We start from the raw sequence: 14,940 nt of genomic DNA on the forward strand, positions 1-14,940 counted from the left end.
GTGATCAGTTTTTTAAATTGAGCGGAATTGTTCATGGTTCCCAGTATTGCAGCCCGGAGTAACTTCGTACATGACCGTCGGCGCCAGATTCGATGCCGGATTGGCGCAGTTGGTCACGACCATGCTGTCGGCGAGTGGCCCGGCTAGAGGCGTTCCAGATAGGAGAGATATTCAAGTTCGGTGATGCGGCGGCGGAATTCGTTGATCTCCTGGGTTTTGGTGAGGGTGTAGATCCGCTGCAGTTCGTCGCCCAGCGAGTTGCGAATGAAGTCGGATTCACTGAACAGGCGCACTGCATCCTGCATATAGACTGGCAGGATGGCTTCTTCCTGGGTGTAGCCGTCGCCGCTGATCGGGTCGCCTGGAGACAGGTTTTCGCGGATGCCCTCCAGCATGCCCGACAGAATCGCGGCGAACAGCAGGTAGGGGTTGGCGTCTGCTCCAGCGACCCTGTGCTCAAGGCGCCTCGCGGCAGGGCTGCCCGCGGGCACACGCACCGCCACGGTGCGGTTTTCGTAACCCCAGCAGGGGTAGGTCGGGGCGTGAGTGCCTTTCTGGAAGCGGCGATAGGCATTGTAGGTAGGGGCAAAAACAGCGACTGATTCGGCCATATAGGTCAGGCAGCCGGCAATAGCGTTGAGCAACAGCGGGGTGCCTTTCTCTCCGCCGTCATCGAATATGTTGCGGTTGTCCTTGTCGAGCACGCTGCAGTGCACATGCATACCGTTGCCGGCCTCATCCTCGAAGGGCTTGGCCATAAAGCTCGCGATCAGCCCGTGCTTGGCGGCGACTCCCTTGATCAGGCGCTTCATCATGATGATCTGGCGTGCAGCCAGCACGGGGTCATCGACGTGCTGCATGTTGACTTCGTACTGGGACGGTGCCGATTCCTTGACGACGCCATCGAAAGGCAGGTCCTGGGCATCGCAGGCAGTTCGTAGATCCTCCATCATGTCTCGTTGTTCGTTGAGCACGTCGAGGCCGTAAGTATTACCGCCGACGGGGTTGCCGCCTGCCGGCTTCGGACAGGTGTGAGAGGGGAGGGGCTGATCGCGATCTACAGTGACCAGGCTGAATTCCAGTTCGGCGGCGACCACAGGGCGCCAACCGGATTCGGCGAAGCGCTCCACTACCTGGGCCAGTACGTGGCTCGGGTCGCCCATATAGGGTGTGCCGTCGAGATCATACATGGCGAGCATGACCTGGCCGCGCTCGCCACCGGGCGACCAGGGTGTGGGTAACAGAGTGCTCTCGATGGGCTTGCACAGACCGTCGGCGTCGCCAGTGCTAAAGACGAGTTCTTCTACGTCACGGCCCCATATGTCCAGGCTGAGCGCGGTTTTCGGTAGTTTGAGCTCGCCGCCGTAAATCTTGCTGAATTTGGGGCGCGGCAACCACTTGCCGCGCATGACCCCGTTGCAGTCAGGTAGCAGCGCTTCGACAGTGGTGATTTCCGGGTGTGCCCGGAGAAACCAGTCTAATTCGACTGACATCGATTATGATCCGCGTGAAGTTAGCGGTCACTATCCGCCCGGAGCAGAGTGATCTCAATGCCCTGCATGGGGCAGAGCATTGGGTAAAGTTTGTACTAGCGGGGAGGCTGCTAGCGCGGCGCCATATAAACGCTGAGTGGGTCATCGCCCGCTGCTTCACCCATGCAGGACATGGCGTTGAGGAATAGCGAGAACAGGTCAGTCTGGGAGTTCACGTCCAGTTTACGGTAGATACTTTTGCGATGGCGGCGCACCGTCTCCACAGCAATTTCCAGACGGGCGGCCGAAGTGTCGGTGCCGTAGCCCCGCAACATTAATTCCAGTACGTCCTTTTCTCGTGGTGACAATAGCGAGGCACCGAATGTGCGAAAGGCGAGGTTGATCTGGTGATCGATCCCGGGTTGGATAAGGTGTTCAACGGCAAAGTCGCGGTGCTGACTCTGGGTTTTGAGCAACTCGGATACGGGTTCCGCCAGTAGATAAAGTGCCTCGTACTCCGCTTCTGTAAACGGGCCTTGCTGGGGCAGTCGCATCAGACAGAGGTTGATCACATTGCCGCTGCCGAGGTTGGCCAGATAGACGACCTCATCGACGGTACCGGTATCGGCGTAGTAATCCTTGTAGTAGTTGGTCTGCTCCAGTTTGCCCAGGGCAACCCGTGAGAGACGATAAATCTTGGCGCGTGGCTGCTGCATGGAAGTCTGGTAAAAAGGGTCTTCCTGGTAGGGGCCGTCGAGATAGTCATCAACCTGGCTCGCCAGCGCGGACCGGGGGATTTCGTGGTAAAGCACGTGGGGTGGCAGGTCTCGATGGTAGAGCCAGACCTGTGGGTAATCGATTCTTACCTGATGGTTGATCGCATCAATCAGGGACGGGAAAAACTGCTGTGTACCCAGTGCGGCTATGGCTCTGGAGATGTCGCGATTCCAGCGACTGATCTGCTCGATATTGGTCATGGCCTGACTTATATTCTGGTTACCACACGGATGTAACCCATATTGGTCAATGGGCTCTAGGCGTGTCAATGCAGGAGTGCGGGAATATGAAGAAAGTGCGGTGGGTATGAAAAGTATCTATGGGGCCAGAATTTCGCGCGGGGACTCTTTCGCCAGCTGTGTGGTCTCAGGATATAATCTTGGGACATTTACGCTGGAGTAGGTTTTGGTAAAGCTGCGGGTCGATTCCGACTTCTATAATGAAGCTGTGCCGATAGAGTTCACCCGGGCCTTGTTGTCCCAGGCAAAAGCGCTGGGGGCAGACGTGACAGCTCTGCTGGAGGCAGCCCGGTTTCCTTTTGATCCCCTGTCTCAGCACGCCCAGACAGTCTTTGTTTCTCGGGAGCAGTACAGCCGCCTGTGCCTGCAATTGATCAAGGTGTTGGGGGATGAGTCCGGCGGCGTCATGCCGGACGTACGCACCCCGGTAGGGACAACCCGTCTGATCCTCCTCAGCATGCTCAACAGCTCAAATTTGTCGGCAGCACTGCGCCGCAGTATCGAGTTCAATGCCACCTGCCGGGTTCGTCAGGGCGCAAAGGTGGTCAACAGCCTGACGGTGGACGCAGAGGGTCGCGATGCCACATTGACCTATATGTGTGAAGACGACCCGGCAGATCAGCAGCACAATGTGCTGTGCAATGTCGCCCTGTGGCTGCGCTTCTGTGGCTGGCTCATCGGTCAGCATATCGATATTGTCAGCGCTGGTTGTGGTGGGCCCGAGCCGGAATTCAATGCTGGCCTGCGCCATTTTTTCCCTTGCCCGGTGGTGTTTGATCAGCCGGTGAACTCGGTTAGTTTCAGTGCGCGACACCTGGAGGCAGAGCTAGTACGTAACGAAGCGGATTTGCACCAGTTTCTCAAGCTAGCACCCTATTACATCATTATTGAGCCCGAACCGAGTGAGGTCAGTGTGACCCAGCAGATCAGAGTGATTCTGGGGACTGATTTTCGGGCGGAAATGCCCAGTTTTGAGGATCTCACCGGCCTGCTGAATATGTCGGCCCGCACCCTGCGCAGGCGGCTGGAGAAAGAGGGTACGTCCTACCAGCGGATCAAGGACAACGCCCGCCGTGACGCGGCTATCTCGCTGTTGAGCCGAGAGGGGTTAACGGTATCAGAGGTTGCTGAGCGTGTGGGCTTTTCCGACCCTTCTGCGTTCCACCGGTCCTTCAAGAAATGGACGGGGCAGTCACCCGGATCTTACCGTTAGTCAGCCCAGTCGAGGGGGCCGTTGCGCCAGTGTTTATCCCAGGCGCGATAGACCTTGTTGGAATAGGTGCGACGACCTACGCTGCCGTTATAGCGGGCCAGCGCCTTGTGTAAATCACCGTCCTCGCGCTGCAAGTAGAATTGCAATATCCGGCAGCCGTAGGAAAAATTCGTGAGATTGTAGGTAAGGTTGTCGTCCGGGCGACCTATCTCATCTTTCCAGAACGGCATCACCTGCATCATCCCCTGGGCGCCCACTCTCGATACCGCGAAGCGGTCGAAATGGCTCTCCACTTCTATGACCGACAGTACCAGTTCGGGAGGCAGGTCGGCCTTCAGCGAGGCTGCGTGAATTTGCCTTAGGATCTCCAATCGGTACGCCGGGTCCTTAACATACCGGGCGAGGCGCGCGGACATATCAACCAGCCAGACTTCGGCATCGTACTTGTCATCGAAGGACTCGGCGGAGTTGATGGTGGCGTCAAGGAAATCACGCAGTTCTGCGCGTTCCTGCTGGTCCGCCGGTTGCGCCAGGCACAGCGGCACCCACAGCAGGGCAACACTGAAGAATAGGGCGCGCACCCGGGCTCAACCTGCCAGGTGTTGGTTCAGGAATTCGATCACGTCATCCTGAGGCACAAGCTGAGAGTCCTCATCGCGGCGGCCCTTGTACTCGACATTACCTTCTTTCAGGGCGCGGTCGCCGATCACGATGCGATGGGGGATGCCGATCAGTTCCATGTCGGCAAATTTGACCCCTGGGCGCTCGTTGCGATCGTCCATGAGGACGTCGATGCCTTGCTCTTTCAGCGCGGTGTATAGCGCCTCGGCGCAGGCCGCGACCTCTTCTGATTTGTGCATGTTGAGGGGGACGATGGCAAGTTGGAACGGAGCCATAGCGGTGGGCCAGATAATGCCCTTGTCGTCGTGATTCTGTTCGATGGCGGATGCCACAACACGGCTGACCCCGATGCCATAGCAGCCCATGGTCATGGTGACGTTGCGTCCGGTCTCGTCCAACACCTGCGCTTTCATGGCTTCGCTGTACTTGGTGCCCAGCTGGAAGATATGGCCGACCTCAATACCCCGTTTGATCTGCAGGGTGCCCTGGCCATCGGGGCTGGGGTCGCCCTCTACCACGTCGCGCAGGTCTTCAACCCGGGGCAGTGGGCAATCGCGTTCCCAGTTGGCGCCGGTGAAATGAAAGCCGTCCTTGTTGGCGCCGCAGCTGAAATCAGCCAGTACCGCAGCACTGCGGTCGACCACGACATTCATAGTGAGGCCCACAGGACCCAGGGAGCCGAATCCAGCGCCGCAGGCCTTGCGCACGATTTCCTCGTCGGCCATTACCAGCGGAGATGCTATGCCTTCAAGTTTTTCCGCCTTGATGGTATTAAGTTGATGGTCGCCCCGCAGTATCAAGGCCACCAATTGCCCCTCTTCTTCGCCGTTAACGACCAGGGTTTTTACTGAAGTGTCAGGGCTGATACTCAGGAAAGCGGCCAGGTCATCGATGGTTTTGACGCCTGGCGTCGCAACTTCAGCGAGTTCAGCGCTCGCAGCGGGTCGTGTCGCTGTGGGCGCAACCGCCTCGGCCATCTCGACGTTGGCAGCGTAGTCACTGCTGTCGGAGAAGGCGATATCGTCTTCTCCGGAATTGGCCAGTACGTGGAATTCGTGCGAGGCACTGCCGCCGATTGAGCCGGTGTCGGCGAGAACCGGACGAAAATCCAGGTCCAGGCGGGAAAAAATGTTGCTATAGGTCTGGTGCATCACCTGATAGGTCTGTTCCAGAGAGGCCTGGTTGACGTGGAAAGAGTAGCCGTCCTTCATCAGAAACTCGCGCGAGCGCATGATGCCGAAGCGTGGCCGTATCTCGTCGCGCACTTTGGTCTGGATCTGGTACATATTGATGGGCAGCTGTTTATAGCTTTTGATCTCATTGCGCATCAGGTCTGTAATCACTTCCTCATGGGTGGGGCCGAGGCAGAATTCACGATCGTGGCGATCATGGATGCGCAGCAGCTCGGGGCCGTACTGTTCCCATCGCCCCGATTCTTTCCATAATTCGGCGGGCTGAACGACCGGCATGCTCACTTCCTGTGCGCCGGAGGCGTCCATTTCTTCACGCACGACATTTTCTACTTTACGCAGTACACGCAGACCCAGCGGCAACCAGGTGTAGAGGCCCGAGGCAAGTTTGCGAATCAGGCCGGCCCGCAACATCAGCTGGTGGCTGATGACCTCGGCGTCGGCTGGGGTTTCTTTCTGGGTGGCGATCAGGAAATTGCTGGTGCGCATGTCGGTTCCAATGGGGTGTATCAATCAGGGCGCCTAGTTTAATGGCCTTCAGGGTGTCGGTAAACGGTGTTGCTTGTGCACGATTTCGGGGTATTGATGCGGTCTGAGAGCGTCCGAGACTAAAAAATAAGGGTTTTTTTGCTGTCGATGTTCGAAAACGCTTGTATTGCAGTGTTTTCTGCATTATACATTTGTACGTGGCTTGTTGTTGCCGCCCAGCTGTAGGGGAAGCGGAACGGCCAGGCACAAACCTGAAACAACTCACTATTAGGGAAGGTCGAAAATAACATGGCGACTAAAAAAGCAGCGAAGAAGAAGGCTCCGGCCAAGAAGAAGGTAGCGGCCAAGAAGGCCCCAGCCAAGAAAAAGGTAGCGGCTAAGAAGGCTCCGGCCAAGAAAGCAGCTCCCGCACGCAAGGCTACGGCCCTCAAGGACAAAATGACCAAGAGTCAGATTGTCACCAGCCTCGCGGAAAGCACCGATCTGAGTAAGAAGCAGGTCAATGCGGTTCTGGATGAGCTGAATGTCCTGATTGAGCGTTCAATCAAGAAGCGTTCCGTGGGTGAATTCACCATTCCGGGCGTTATGAAAATCACCACCGTGAAGAAGCCCGCTCGCAAAGCGCGCAAGGGTATCAACCCCTTCACTGGTGAAGAAACTACCTTCAAGGCGAAACCTGCCAGCATTGCTGTGAAGATTCGTCCGCTGAAGAAGCTGAAGGAATACGCTGCTTCCTAAGTAGCTTTTCCTGAATTAATGGGCCCGTTGCGCTAACGGGCCTGTTGATTTGCCCCAAAAAAACGCAGCACCCGACAGGGTGAGGGGCCCTTTGCCCTCTGCGAACCTCCTCCCCCGAGCTTGGCCTTCCAAGTTCCTTGGGTTAAAATCCGCGCCTCAAAATTTCTCTCGTAGCGAATATTGTTGGTGGATTGAGACCAATGCCGATATATGAATACCAATGCCAGAAATGTGGCAACGAACTCGAGGCGCTGCAAAAGATCAGCGATGCACCTCTGGTGGACTGCCCTGCATGCCAGGCGCCTGAGCTCAAGAAAATGGTGAGCGCGGCGGCTTTTCGCCTGAAAGGCGGTGGTTGGTACGAAACCGATTTCAAAACCGGCAGCAAAAAGAATCTCCACGGGAGTTCTGACAGCGCCTCGCCCAGCGACAAGGCGGCCGGCGCGAGTAAAAAGGCTTCAAGTTCCGGTAACGAGAGCAAGAAGTCAGCCTGATAGCCCGGCCCCACGTGGCCGCTTAGCCAAATATACGGAAACGAATTATGCGCAGTCATTATTGTGGCGTCCTGTCCACGGCCAACATCGACGAGACCGTCACCATTTGTGGCTGGGTAGACCGCCGCCGCGACCACGGTGGGGTAATATTCCTTGATATGCGTGACCGGGATGGCATCGTCCAGGTCGTGTTCGACCCCGACACCGAGGAGCACTTCCAGCGCGCAGACAAGGTCCGTAGTGAATATGTGCTGAAGATCACTGGCCGGGTTCGTGCCCGCGGTGAGGGCACGGTGAACCCCGCCATGGCCACAGGTGAAATTGAGATCCTTGGTAAGGAGCTCGAAATCCTTAATACGGCGGCCACGCCCCCTTTCCAGCTAGACGAACATACCGCCGTGGGCGAAGAAGTGCGTTTACGCTATCGCTATATGGACCTGCGTCGTCAGGAGATGCAGGACAAGCTGATCATGCGTTCCCGGATCACATCTGCGATCCGCAGCTTCCTGGACAGCGAAGGCTTCCTTGATATCGAGACACCGATACTGACTCGCGCCACGCCTGAAGGTGCGCGCGACTACCTGGTGCCCAGTCGCACCCATCCCGGGCAATTCTTTGCCTTGCCGCAGTCGCCCCAACTGTTCAAGCAGCTGCTGATGGTGTCTGGATTTGACCGTTACTACCAGGTGGCCAAGTGCTTCCGCGACGAAGACTTGCGCGCCGATCGCCAGCCCGAATTTACTCAGATCGATATCGAGACCTCGTTCCTCGGCGAAGACGAGATTATGGCGATTACTGAGCGCATGACTCGCGAACTGTTCAAAGCCACGTTGAATGTCGATCTGCCGGAATTTCCGCACATGCCTTACGCTGAGGCCATGGAACGCTATGGTTCGGATAAGCCAGACCTGCGTATCGACATGGAGCTGGTATCGGTCGACGATCTGATGCAACAGGTTGATTTCAAAGTGTTTCGTGGTCCAGCGGACGATGCGGCCGGCCGCGTGGCAGCGCTGAAAGTGACCGGCGGTGCCAAGATTAGCCGCAAGGAAATCGACGAGTACACCAAGTATGTATCGATCTTTGGTGCCAAGGGTCTGGCCTGGATCAAGGTTAACGACCTGGCCGCCGGTGTCGAAGGCCTGCAGGCTCCTATTCTGAAGTTCATGCCTGACGAAGTGGTCATGCAGATGATGGACCGCCTGGGCGCAGCCGACGGCGACATCATCTTCTTCGGTGCTGATAAGGCCAATATTGTGAACGAGGCCATTGGCGCGCTGCGGATCAAAGTGGCGGAAGATCTCGGCCTGATACGAGAAGGCTGGGCGCCACTTTGGGTGGTCGATTTCCCCATGTTCGAAGACAATGGGAGCGGCGGCCTGACGCCGTTGCACCACCCCTTCACTGCGCCTTCCTGCAGTGTTGAAGAACTGCAGGCTAACCCTGCCACTGCTCTGTCCCGTGCCTACGACATGGTATTGAACGGCTGTGAATTGGGTGGCGGCAGTATCCGTATTCACGAGCGCGATATGCAGGAGGCTGTGTTCCGTATCCTCGAAATCAGTGACGAAGAGGCCAATGAGAAGTTCGGCTTCCTGTTGCAGGCGCTGCAGTACGGTGCCCCCCCTCATGGTGGCCTGGCATTTGGCCTGGACCGCATGGTGATGCTGATGACCGATTCCGCGTCCATCCGTGATGTGATCGCCTTCCCCAAAACCCAAACAGCAGCTTGTGTCATGACCGACGCCCCCGGCGACGTCAATGCTCAGCAGTTGCGCGAACTCAATATCCGCCTGCGCCAGCAGAAAGAGCCTGCCGAAGGATGACGCCAGAAAACTAACCCTGTATATTTGTACAGAATAACAAGGGGTTTGGCAGCGCGGGTGGGCTGATGGCGCTTATCATGGGTATCGATCCGGGGTCTCGAAAAACAGGCTTCGGGATCATCAATTATGTCTCCAGCAAGGCCGAGTATGTGACCTCTGGTGTGATCAAGTTGCCGGAGGGTGACATCGCGCCCCGGCTCAAGATCATCTACGACAGCGTAACCGAACTCGTCGATTTGCACGGCCCCGCCACGCTCGCTATTGAGCAGGTGTTCATGGGCAAGAGTGCGGGTTCTGCACTCAAGCTTGGCCAGGCCCGTGGCGCAGCCATTGTGGCCTGCGCAGCGCAGGATATGGATGTGTTCGAGTACTCGGCCAGGCAGATCAAGCAGTCTGTGGTAGGTACCGGAGCAGCCGACAAGGAGCAGGTGCAGCACATGGTAAAGGTGTTGCTTAAACTTCCGGCTGTCCCCGCAGAGGATGCGGCCGATGCTTTGGCCGCCGCCCTGTGTCACGCACATACACAACAAAGTATGATCAACATGGCCGGCGCCACCTCAGTGCGCCGACGGCGGATACGGTGAATGATAGGTAGAATTCGGGGCATACTCGCGGCGAAGCAGCCACCGGATATCCTTGTGGATATCGGGGGTGTTGGTTACGAGCTGCAAGTGCCCATGACCACCCTGTTCCAGTTGCCCGAACTGGGCGCTGAAGTGACTCTCCTGACTCATTTTGTTGTGCGCGAGGATGCCCAGTTATTGTATGGCTTCATCGATGCGCGCGATCGCGAGTTGTTCCGCCAACTCATCAAGGTTAACCGGGTGGGGCCCAAGCTGGCTCTCACTATCCTTTCAGGAATGGACGCCAAGAGCTTTATTGCCTGTGTTCAGCGCGACGACATCTCCGGTTTGTCGGCCCTGCCGGGCGTGGGTAAGAAAACCGCCGAACGCCTGCTGATCGAGATGCGCGATAAACTGAAGGACTGGCTCGGTGAACTGGATGCGGGTACGCCCACAGGTAGCGCGATCGAGCCAGAGGCCGATAGAGTGGCGGATGCCGAGAGCGCCCTGATCGCGCTTGGCTACAAGCCCGTGGAGGCGGCCAAGGTTGTCGCCGCGGTGAACGACGATTCGATCACCGACTCTGAAGAGTTAATCCGCCGCGCGCTCAAATCGATGGTGAGCGGATGATCGAAACAGATCGCCTTATCGCCCCGGAGCCCGAGAACCCCCGGGAAGATGCACTCGATCGGGCGATACGCCCGAAAACGCTGGACGAATATGTCGGCCAGAAGGTTGTTCGCGAGCAGATGAGTATCTTTCTGCAGGCCGCGAAGGGGCGGGGAGAGCCGCTCGACCACACCCTGATTTTCGGCCCGCCAGGTCTGGGGAAGACGACCCTGGCGAGTATCATCGCCAATGAAATGGGCGTGGCCCTCAAGACCACTTCGGGGCCCGTGTTGGAAAAGGCCGGCGATATTGCCGCCCTGATGACGAATCTTGAGCCCGGTGATGTCCTTTTTATTGACGAGATTCACCGCCTTAGCCCCTTTGTGGAAGAGGTGTTGTATCCGGCGATGGAAGATTATCAGCTCGATATCATGATTGGCGAGGGGCCGGCCGCCCGGTCGATCAAGCTGGATCTGCCGCCTTTTACCCTGGTAGGCGCCACGACGCGAGCAGGGTTGCTGACGTCGCCTCTGCGTGACCGCTTTGGCATCGTCCAGCGGCTGGAGTTCTACGAGGTGGCGGATCTCGCCCATATTGTTGAGCGTTCCGCAAATATCCTTGGCATGGGGATCGACAAGCAGGGCGCTCATGAAATCGCCCGGCGCTCCCGGGGTACCCCGAGGATTGCGAATCGTCTGTTGCGACGGGTGCGCGACTACGCGGAGGTTAAGGCCGATGGTCATATCGGCGCCGATGTGGCGGATCGAGCGCTGGACATGTTAAGTGTTGATCAGCACGGTTTCGATCATCAGGACAGGCGCCTGCTGCTGGCGATGATCGAGAAATTTGACGGTGGCCCAGTGGGCGTGGACAGCCTCGCCGCAGCCATTTCCGAGGAGCGGGGTACGATCGAGGATGTGCTCGAGCCCTACTTGATCCAACAGGGTTATGTGGTGCGCACTCCCCGCGGCCGTATGGTCACCCGCAATGCCTATCTGCACTTTGGCCTGCCCCAGCCCGGTCGCAGTGATACCGCGAATATGTCTCTGGATTTGGATAGCGGAGAGGCTGAGTGAAGCAGGGAGAGGAATTTTCTTTCCCCCTGCGTGTCTATATCGAAGACACTGACGCAGGCGGTATTGTCTACTACGTGAATTACCTGAAGTTTATGGAACGCGCCCGCACCGAATACATGCGCGTGCTGGGTTATGGTAAAGATTACATTTTCAACAATGATCTGATGTTCGTCGTGCGTCATGTGGCGGTAGAATATCAGGCACCTGCACAGCTGGATGATGAGTTGCGGGCCACTGCGCAGATCAGCGATCTGCGCGGTGCTTCGATGACGTTTAGCCAGCAGGTTTGTCGCGGTGACGAGGTGCTCGCCCGCGGTGATGTGAGAATCGCCTGTGTTGATCGCAACACGGTGAAACCGCGCCGAATGCCCCGGGACATGGTTGCACGCCTGTCCGGTGGCGAATAACAGAATTCATAAGGGGAGCCCTCTTGGAAGAGCAACTTAGCCTGATAGACCTGATACTCCACGCCAGTTTGACCGTACAGGCGGTGATGGCGCTGTTGGTAATGGCCTCCATGCTGTCCTGGTATATGATCATCCAGCGCTTCATCTATTTCCGCAACGCGCGCGAGGAGATGTATAGCTTCGAGGAACGGTTCTGGTCGGGAATCGACCTGTCCCAGCTCTATCGCGAGGGCAATGAGAAGGCCTCCGACGGTCATGCCATCCTCGGAATGGAGAGCATTTTCCGGGCGGGCTTCAAGGAGTTTTCGCGCCTCGCCCAGCAGTCGGAAATGGATTCCGAGGCCGTGCTCGAGGGCTCGCGACGCGCGATGCGTGTGGCGATGATGCGCGAAGAAGAGCGGCTGGAACGCCATCTGGCTTTTCTGGCATCGGTAGGTTCCACCAGTCCCTATATCGGCTTGTTCGGTACTGTATGGGGGATTATGCACTCCTTCCGCGGCCTCGCGAATGCAACCCAGGCCACCCTCGCCACTGTGGCGCCAGGTATTTCCGAGGCGCTTATTGCAACAGCGATGGGCCTGTTTGCAGCCATTCCCGCCGTGCTTGCCTACAACCGCTTTGCCGCCAAGGTCGAAGTGTTTAGCAATCGCTACGATACCTTTGTCGACGAGTTCTCCAGCATTCTCTATCGCCAGGCCTATGCCCTGCGCGCGCGCAAGGGAGGCTGATTCACGGTGAGCAGGAGCCGCGGCAAGCGCAAACCCATGGCAGAGATCAATGTAGTGCCTTACATCGACGTGATGCTGGTGCTGCTGATTATCTTCATGGTGACAGCGCCCATGTTGATGCAGGGGGTGAAAGTCGATTTGCCTGAAGCGTCCGCTGATCCGGTAGAAAACCAGGACAGTGAGCCGCTGATTGTGTCGGTTGACGCCAGTGGGCAGCTGTTTCTGAACCTGGGGCAGGAAAAGCAGGTGTTGGCTCTCGCGACTATCAAGGACCGCGTCTCCAAGGTAATGAAGCGCAATCCGGAAAAGCCCGTGCTTATCTGGGGCGATGAAGCGGTAGCCTACGGCGACGTGGTCACCGTGATGGTGGCACTGCAACAGGCGGGTGCGCCCAGTGTCGGCCTGGTGACCGAGAACCCCGAGTGAGTTCCGAGTCCGTCTATGCCAAACCCGTGGCGCCGCGCATCATTGTGCGGCCCGCGATCGCGAGCATGGCACTGCACGGCCTGATTTTGCTATTTATGCTGTGGAACTGGACGAGCCCACTGGAAACCAAGACGATCGAGGCCAAAGTTGTACCGAAAGTGATTAATGCGCGGCTGGTCGATGCGAGTGAACTGGTGGCGAAGCCCAAGCCTAAGCCCAAGCCCAAGCCAAAACCGGCAGCGAAGCCTCGACCCAAGCCCAAGCCCAAGCCCAAGCCTGCGGTTAAAGCCACGCCGAAGCCAAAGCCCGCGCCGGCCAAGCCCAAGCCCGCTCCTCCCAAGGCTGAGCCCAAGCCAGAGCCGCGTATCACCGAGGAAGAACTCGCCGCCATTGCCCGCGCCGAATTGGCCCAGGCCATGGCCGAAGAGGACGAGGTGCTGGCCGCAGAGGCAGCGGTAACCGCTGAGGAAATGGCGATTAGTTATGCTGCGCTTATCCGTCAAACTGTCGTAAATTACTGGAGCAGGCCGCCCAGTGCGCGAAACGGCATGGAGGCTGAGTTAGAGGTTCGATTGATCCCGACAGGCGAAGTTGTGGGGGTCAGGGTAAGCCGCAGTAGCGGCAATTCGGCTTTTGATCGGTCGGCGCTCAACGCGGTGGAAAAGGCGGGCAGCTTCCCCGAATTGAAGAACCTGCCACCGAGAGAATTTGAGAAAAACTTCAGGGTATTTACCCTGCTATTCAGACCCGAGGATTTAAGATACTGATGAAACGGCTGGTATTGGCGCTGGTGCCTGTGCTCCTGACTTTGTTCGCAATGCACGCGCGGGCTCAACTCACGATTGAAATTACCCAGGGCATCGACGACCCCACGTCTATCGCTGTGGTGCCTTTTGCCTGGGCAGGCCCCGGGCCAGCTCCGGAAGACGTCTCCTGGATTGTCGACAGCGACCTGGCGCGCAGCGGCCAGTTTGCGCCGGTGGGACGTGCGGAGATGCTCGGCCGTCCCAGTACGGAGCAGGAGATCTTCTATCGCGACTGGCGCGCACTGGACACCGAGTACATTTTGATTGGGCGCACCTCGGCCTCCGGCCAGGAACTGCGTATCGAATATGAGGTGTACGATGTAACTCGCCAGACCCGGGTTTATCAGGCAGTGGAAACCGGGCCGATCAACGAGGCTCGCATGATCGCTCATCGGGTCTCCGATGGTGTGTACGAGAAGCTCACTGGTATTCGAGGCGCCTTCGCAACCCGGCTTTTGTATGTTTCAGTGACCCGGGTGCAGGGCGGCAAGGACTATTATCGCCTGACCCTGGCCGATTCCGACGGTGCTCGCCCGATCGTTCTGTTGGAATCCCGTGAGCCGATCATGGCGCCGGGCTGGTCACCCGATGGCAGCGAAATTTCCTATGTGTCCTTCGAGACGGGCCGCCCTGCGATTTATCGCCAGAACCTGGCTAGCGGCGCGCGCGAACAGCTCACCAATTTCAAGGGTTTGAATGGTGCGCCTGCATGGTCACCTGACGGTCGCAGCATGGCGATGGTCTTGTCAAAAGACGGCAGCCCCGACATTTACCTGCTCGACCTGGCAAGCAAGCAACTTACGCGGCTGACTCGTCACTATGCCATCGATACTGAGCCGACCTGGACGCCGGACGGTCGGACCCTGCTGTTTACCTCTGACCGTGGTGGCAGGCCGCAGATATATAAGTACGATATGCGCACTGCCAGCACCGAACGCCTGACCTACGAAGGGGGCTACAATGCCCGCGCCAGAGTGGCCCAGGACGGTCGTAATGTGGTGATGGTCCACCAGGTAAACGGGCGTTTTCACATTGCAATTCATGACCTTGTAACAAACCGCCTGCAAGTTCTGACTTCCACTGAATTGGATGAATCTCCCAGTATCGCGCCCAATGGCTCTATGGTATTGTACGCTACGAAACATGCGGGTCGTGGCATTCTCGCTGCGGTATCTGTCGATGGGGGAGTTAAGTTCCGCCTGCCTTCTCGAGAAGGCGATGTGCGGGAGCCAGCATGGTCACCTTATATGGAGCGCTAGCTTGTAG

General features: G+C 57.7%; 16 protein-coding genes. 12 read left to right on the forward strand and 4 right to left on the reverse strand.

What is annotated here, in order from left to right:
• Positions 1-143 precede the first annotated feature (143 nt).
• Together EY643_RS03235 and EY643_RS03240 are read right to left on the reverse strand one after the other, a co-directional pair.
• Positions 144-1,493: a glutamine synthetase family protein gene (locus EY643_RS03235; RefSeq protein ID WP_152660851.1), complete on the reverse strand. Its 1,350-nt coding sequence runs from the start codon at positions 1,491-1,493 to the stop codon at positions 144-146.
• Positions 1,494-1,603: 110 nt separating this feature from the next.
• Positions 1,604-2,449 (reverse strand): helix-turn-helix transcriptional regulator, encoded by an 846-nt coding sequence (locus tag EY643_RS03240; RefSeq protein ID WP_152660852.1) that lies wholly within the window; start codon positions 2,447-2,449, stop codon positions 1,604-1,606.
• Positions 2,450-2,654: 205 nt separating this feature from the next.
• Between EY643_RS03240 and EY643_RS03245 the strand changes: the two genes are divergently transcribed.
• Positions 2,655-3,701 (forward strand): AraC family transcriptional regulator, encoded by a 1,047-nt coding sequence (locus tag EY643_RS03245; RefSeq protein ID WP_152660853.1) that lies wholly within the window; start codon positions 2,655-2,657, stop codon positions 3,699-3,701.
• Here the strand turns inward: EY643_RS03245 and EY643_RS03250 are convergent.
• Both EY643_RS03250 and EY643_RS03255 read right to left on the reverse strand, forming a co-directional pair.
• On the reverse strand, positions 3,698-4,282 hold the full coding sequence (locus EY643_RS03250; protein WP_152660854.1) for a lytic transglycosylase domain-containing protein: 585 nt from the start codon (positions 4,280-4,282) through the stop codon (positions 3,698-3,700). The two genes, EY643_RS03245 and EY643_RS03250, sit on opposite strands and share 4 nt — an antisense overlap.
• Positions 4,283-4,288: 6 nt before the next feature.
• Positions 4,289-6,001, reverse strand: a complete 1,713-nt coding sequence (locus EY643_RS03255) for a proline--tRNA ligase (RefSeq protein ID WP_152660855.1) — start codon at positions 5,999-6,001, stop codon at positions 4,289-4,291.
• Positions 6,002-6,289: 288 nt separating this feature from the next.
• Between EY643_RS03255 and EY643_RS03260 the strand changes: the two genes are divergently transcribed.
• From EY643_RS03260 to tolB, 11 genes are all read left to right on the forward strand, one after another.
• Positions 6,290-6,739, forward strand: coding sequence for an HU family DNA-binding protein (locus EY643_RS03260; protein WP_152660856.1), 450 nt, complete (start codon positions 6,290-6,292; stop codon positions 6,737-6,739).
• Between the two features lie 200 nt (positions 6,740-6,939).
• Positions 6,940-7,233, forward strand: a complete 294-nt coding sequence (locus EY643_RS03265) for an FmdB family zinc ribbon protein (protein WP_152660857.1) — start codon at positions 6,940-6,942, stop codon at positions 7,231-7,233.
• 47 nt (positions 7,234-7,280) lie between these two features.
• A complete protein-coding gene (gene aspS / locus EY643_RS03270) occupies positions 7,281-9,059 on the forward strand; it encodes an aspartate--tRNA ligase (RefSeq protein ID WP_152660858.1) in 1,779 nt (592 codons plus the stop codon).
• Between the two features lie 65 nt (positions 9,060-9,124).
• On the forward strand, positions 9,125-9,643 hold the full coding sequence (gene ruvC / locus EY643_RS03275) for a crossover junction endodeoxyribonuclease RuvC (RefSeq protein WP_152660859.1): 519 nt from the start codon (positions 9,125-9,127) through the stop codon (positions 9,641-9,643).
• Complete coding sequence (ruvA, locus tag EY643_RS03280; protein WP_152660860.1) at positions 9,644-10,252, forward strand: Holliday junction branch migration protein RuvA; 609 nt, start codon at positions 9,644-9,646, stop codon at positions 10,250-10,252.
• Positions 10,249-11,307 (forward strand): Holliday junction branch migration DNA helicase RuvB, encoded by a 1,059-nt coding sequence (gene ruvB / locus EY643_RS03285; protein WP_152660861.1) that lies wholly within the window; start codon positions 10,249-10,251, stop codon positions 11,305-11,307. The genes ruvA and ruvB overlap by 4 nt, the downstream gene beginning before the upstream one ends.
• Positions 11,304-11,714, forward strand: a complete 411-nt coding sequence (gene ybgC / locus EY643_RS03290; protein ID WP_152660862.1) for a tol-pal system-associated acyl-CoA thioesterase — start codon at positions 11,304-11,306, stop codon at positions 11,712-11,714. Before ruvB ends, ybgC begins: the two co-directional genes overlap by 4 nt.
• Positions 11,715-11,737: 23 nt before the next feature.
• Positions 11,738-12,442, forward strand: coding sequence for a protein TolQ (gene tolQ / locus EY643_RS03295; protein ID WP_152660863.1), 705 nt, complete (start codon positions 11,738-11,740; stop codon positions 12,440-12,442).
• A 36-nt stretch (positions 12,443-12,478) separates the two neighbouring features.
• A complete protein-coding gene (tolR, locus tag EY643_RS03300; protein WP_153240879.1) occupies positions 12,479-12,868 on the forward strand; it encodes a protein TolR in 390 nt (129 codons plus the stop codon).
• A complete protein-coding gene (tolA, locus tag EY643_RS03305; RefSeq protein ID WP_240732804.1) occupies positions 12,865-13,635 on the forward strand; it encodes a cell envelope integrity protein TolA in 771 nt (256 codons plus the stop codon). The genes tolR and tolA overlap by 4 nt, the downstream gene beginning before the upstream one ends.
• Complete coding sequence (tolB, locus tag EY643_RS03310) at positions 13,635-14,933, forward strand: Tol-Pal system beta propeller repeat protein TolB (RefSeq protein ID WP_205743138.1); 1,299 nt, start codon at positions 13,635-13,637, stop codon at positions 14,931-14,933. The genes tolA and tolB overlap by 1 nt, the downstream gene beginning before the upstream one ends.
• Positions 14,934-14,940 lie beyond the last annotated feature (7 nt).

This window comes from Halioglobus maricola (genome assembly GCF_009388985.1).
GTDB lineage: Bacteria > Pseudomonadota > Gammaproteobacteria > Pseudomonadales > Halieaceae > Halioglobus > Halioglobus maricola.